The organism is Emticicia sp., assembly GCF_043780375.1.
In the GTDB taxonomy this organism is placed as follows: domain Bacteria; phylum Bacteroidota; class Bacteroidia; order Cytophagales; family Spirosomataceae; genus Emticicia.
Genome location: NZ_JAYWCU010000303.1, coordinates 1 through 4024 on the forward strand (window position 1 = coordinate 1; position 4024 = coordinate 4024).

4 protein-coding genes are annotated in these 4024 nt (G+C 37.3%); 2 read left to right on the plus strand and 2 right to left on the minus strand.

Going from position 1 to position 4024, the window contains the following annotated elements:
- Positions 1-144 precede the first annotated feature (144 nt).
- Both ACH2CJ_RS21925 and ACH2CJ_RS21930 read left to right on the plus strand, forming a co-directional pair.
- On the plus strand, positions 145-1044 hold the full coding sequence (locus tag ACH2CJ_RS21925; RefSeq protein ID WP_394996781.1) for a carbon-nitrogen hydrolase: 900 nt from the start codon (positions 145-147) through the stop codon (positions 1042-1044).
- Between the two features lie 63 nt (positions 1045-1107).
- Complete coding sequence (locus tag ACH2CJ_RS21930) at positions 1108-2178, plus strand: Ldh family oxidoreductase (RefSeq protein WP_394996772.1); 1071 nt, start codon at positions 1108-1110, stop codon at positions 2176-2178.
- On the opposite strand, the gene ACH2CJ_RS21935 is transcribed toward ACH2CJ_RS21930, so the two are convergent.
- Together ACH2CJ_RS21935 and ACH2CJ_RS21940 are read right to left on the minus strand one after the other, a co-directional pair.
- Positions 2175-3014 carry an MBL fold metallo-hydrolase gene (locus tag ACH2CJ_RS21935; protein WP_394996775.1) on the minus strand — a complete coding sequence of 280 codons (840 nt, stop codon included), beginning with the start codon at positions 3012-3014 and terminating at the stop codon, positions 2175-2177. The genes ACH2CJ_RS21930 and ACH2CJ_RS21935 overlap by 4 nt on opposite strands.
- 4 nt (positions 3015-3018) lie before the next feature.
- Positions 3019-3936 (minus strand): serine hydrolase, encoded by a 918-nt coding sequence (locus tag ACH2CJ_RS21940; RefSeq protein WP_394996778.1) that lies wholly within the window; start codon positions 3934-3936, stop codon positions 3019-3021.
- Positions 3937-4024 lie beyond the last annotated feature (88 nt).

Genomic DNA, 4024 nt, shown 5'->3' on the forward strand with positions numbered 1-4024 from the left:
ATATTTACTCATCAGGAAGGTTTTGATTTATTCTTTAAGCTCGACACTCAAAGGTAAATCTTTATTTTCCTGCTTTTTTCTACCGTTGCAACAAAGTCACTCTAAATTCTAAATTTATGGATGTATCTTTGCAAAAAATTAAGAATTATGCGGAAAGTAAATATTGGTTTAGTACAAATGTCTTGTTCGGCAAATATTGCTGAAAATACAAAAAAAGCCATTGAAGGAATCAAAAATGCTGCTCAGAAAGGAGCCAATATCGTTTGTTTACAAGAACTTTTTACCTCTTTGTATTTTTGTGATGTTGAAGACCATGAAAACTTTAATCTTGCTGAGGCAATTCCAGGGCCAACAACCGATTTATTATCGAATGTTGCCAAAGAAAATAATGTTGTAATTATAGCCTCATTGTTTGAAAAACGTGCCGCAGGCCTTTACCACAATACAACCGCAGTGCTTGATGCCGATGGAAAATATTTAGGGAAATATCGCAAAATGCATATTCCTGACGACCCAGGTTATTACGAAAAATTCTATTTTACTCCAGGCGACGCTTCGCCTCGTGAAGCTTCATCAGACGATTTAGGCTATAGAATATTTGAAACGAAGTTTGGTAAATTAGGCGTACTGATTTGCTGGGATCAATGGTATCCTGAAGCAGCTCGAATTACGGCTTTGATGGGAGCTGAAATTTTGTTTTATCCGACCGCAATTGGTTGGGATACAAATGAAAAAGATGCTTCTGCAAACGTAGAACAATATAATGCTTGGCAAACAATTCAACGTAGTCATGCAGTAGCAAATGGATTACACGTAGTTTCGGTTAATCGGGTAGGGCGTGAGGCAGACCAACAATTTTGGGGTGGAAGTTTTGTGGCAAATCCTTTTGGGAGTTTGCTTTATTTAGCTTCGCACGATCAAGAAGAAACTCACGTTCAAGAGATTGACTTGGATTTGACCGAAAAATACCGTACCACTTGGCCCTTTTTGCGTGATAGAAGAGTTGATAGTTATGCTCCGATTTTGAAGAGGTTTATTGATTAAAAAATTCAATGAGCAAATAATTGAAACTTTTTTAAACAGATGTATGGCTCGTCCAAATCCATTATGATTCAAGAAAAAAAACTCCGTCGTTTTACTGAAAATATCTTTTTAAGTATTGGTTGTTCACTCAAAGATGCAAAATTAGCTGCCGACGTATTGGTTTCTGCCGACCTTCGAGGTGTAGATTCGCATGGTACGGCACGCTTGGTTGGCTATGTTCGTTTATTTGATAATGGACGCTTAAACCCAAAGCCTGAGATTATAATTCTTCATGAAACGCCTTCAACGGCTGTTATTGATGGAGATAAAGGTCTTGGTTTAGTTGTTGCACCTTTTGCCATGAAAGTTGCCATTAAAAAGGCAAAACGAGCAGGTTCTGGTTGGATTTCGGTACAAAATTCTAATCATTTTGGTATTGCAGGTTATCATTCTATGTTGGCTCTGCCTCACGATATGATTGGTTGGGCAATGACAAATTCTGCTCCTTTGGTTGTGCCAACTTTTGCCACTGAAAAAATGTTAGGTACCAATCCGATTGCGGTTTCTGTTCCTGCTGGAAATCAACCGCCATTTGTAGCAGATTTTGCGACAACAGCAGTAGCTTACGGGAAATTAGAAATTTTACAACGAAAAGGTTTGGCAGCCCCGATTGGTTGGATTCAAGATGCAGATGGCAATTATACGGATGATGCAAATGCCATAAAAAATGGCGGAGGTTTAGTGCCACTTGGCGGCGACCGTGAACATGGGAGCCATAAAGGTTATGGTTTGGCTGCCATTGTTGATATTTTTTCGGGAGTTTTGTCTGGAGCAAATTTTGGGCCTTGGGTTCCTCCTTTTGCAACGGCTGGTTTTCATGGGGTAGCTGCCGAGCAAGTTGGCAAAGGAACGGGGCATTTTTTGGGAGCAATGAGAATTGATGGTTTTCGTCCGAAAGAAGATTTTAAGGCGAGTATGGACACATGGATCGAACGTTTTCGTGCTACCAAACACATTGAGAATCAACCAGTTGTGATACCTGGCGACCCAGAACGTGAACTTGAAAAAATTAGACGAGCTGAGGGGATTCCACTAAATGACAAAGTAATTGAAGATTTAATTGCTTTAGGGGAAAGATTTGGGGTGAAGTTTTAAATAATTTCAATTCTCTCACCCAATCTCAAAACCTTATAAGCAATTCCATATTCTTCGGCTTTTTTAACAAAGTTTTCAGAATTTTCGGTATTAAATTCAAATAAGTCATAATGGTGAGGAACTGTTAGTTTCGCACCAATTTCTTTTCCTAATCTGGCAGCTTCCTCATAGCTTAAATTTCCTGCTACACGCCTTTCTGGCTTATTGCCGTTGATAGGTAAAAAGGCAATATCAACTTGAAACGGTTTTAAAGTTTCTACAATTCCATCATACCAAATTGTATCTCCCGAATGATAAACTTTATAATTTCCGAAGGCAACAATAAAGCCCATAAACTTCAAGTTCTCTTTTTCATCTCTTTCTATAGAATTATGAGCAGCTGGTACGCCAGTTATTGTAAATCCTTCAATATCAATACTTTGTAAATCATTTAATCCAATCGGAAAATCATTTTTGCATTTCAAACGGTCACAAACAAAAGCACGGTTTGCTTCTGGAATGATAAATTTTATAGCAGGGTTTTTCTCAAAAATCGGCAATAAAGTTTCAGCATCTAAGTGGTCAGTATGATTATGCGACGACGTTACGATATCAATTATATTGAGCAGAGAAGGTTCAACTACAATCTCACTGATTCGGGTATGAGGCTTGTCGGTTTGAGCATATTTCTTGCTCAATGAATCGGACAAATAAGGGTCGAAAAGCAAGTGTTTGCCCTGAAATTGAATAAAAAAACCACTTTGTCCCAACCACCAAACCCTAAATCCTTCGGTTTTATTATATGTAGAATTGATGTCAGCTATAAGCTGTTTATCTTTTTGAATTGGATTTATCATAGATTTACCATTTTTCATAACCATCAACAGGTTTCCAAGTAGAATTTGGTTCGTAATAATTCCACAATAAAGCACTTACTTTTCGCAATAATTCATAGCCTTCGTTGGTGCGAACCCAAGATTCATCTTTCTGGTTTTTTGTAATAATACTGTAAACATATTCTCCGTGTGGAGCATGAACAAAAATGGTTTCTGAACGTGAGCGATTTACAGCCCCATTTTTACTGCCAGTTTTGATATATTCTGGAATTTGTGAGAGACCTTCTCCATCCCAATATTGGCGACCCAAATTTCGATACATTCTATCAGATGCCGATGGGGAGATTATTTTTCGTTGTCTAATCATTGTTAATAAATTGGCCATTTCTCGTGGTGTTGTTTGTCCCCAACCAAATTTTGTACGATTAGCTTCACGCCCTGGTGTGCGAGAATTGACCCGTGTTGATTGAAAACCCAATGAATCTAAAATCGCATTGATTCGTTTTCCTCCGCCCGACAATGCTTGTAGCCACAAACTCGCAGTATTATCGCTTACCGAACACATCAAAAATACAACTTCACTCAATGGAACTTTCGCTCCGTCTTTCAATGAGCCTACAATTCCATCGTCATAGTCGAGAGAGTCTTTATAAACAATTTCTTGGTCATATTTTATTTCACCTTTTTGAATTTTATCGAATGTCCCAATCAAAATCGGAATTTTCACCATACTTGCCGTCGGGAAAATAGTATCGGCATTGATTGCTACGAATTTATTAGTTTTTAGATTTCGAATATATATGCCAACATCACCATTAAAACCTTTCAAGGTTTCTTGGAGTTTGGTTTTTAATCGAATATCTTCTTTTAAATTTTGAGAAAACGAAGTAAATGAAAAAGATAGCAAACTTACTATTACGTATTTACAGAAAATATTATTCATTATTATTAATCTTTTTTGCAAATTTATCATTTTTCAAGAAAGAGAAAAACCTTTCACAAAAAAAACCATGTCTTAAGACATGGTTTTT

Bases quoted from the DNA above. Each gene is read 5' to 3' on its own strand.
- ACH2CJ_RS21940 (WP_394996778.1), bottom strand. From the start codon at position 3,936: ATGAATAATATTTTCTGTAAATACGTAATAGTAAGTTTGCTATCTTTT.
- ACH2CJ_RS21930 (WP_394996772.1), top strand. From the start codon at position 1,108: ATGATTCAAGAAAAAAAACTCCGTCGTTTTACTGAAAATATCTTTTTA.
- ACH2CJ_RS21935 (WP_394996775.1), bottom strand. From the start codon at position 3,014: ATGATAAATCCAATTCAAAAAGATAAACAGCTTATAGCTGACATCAAT.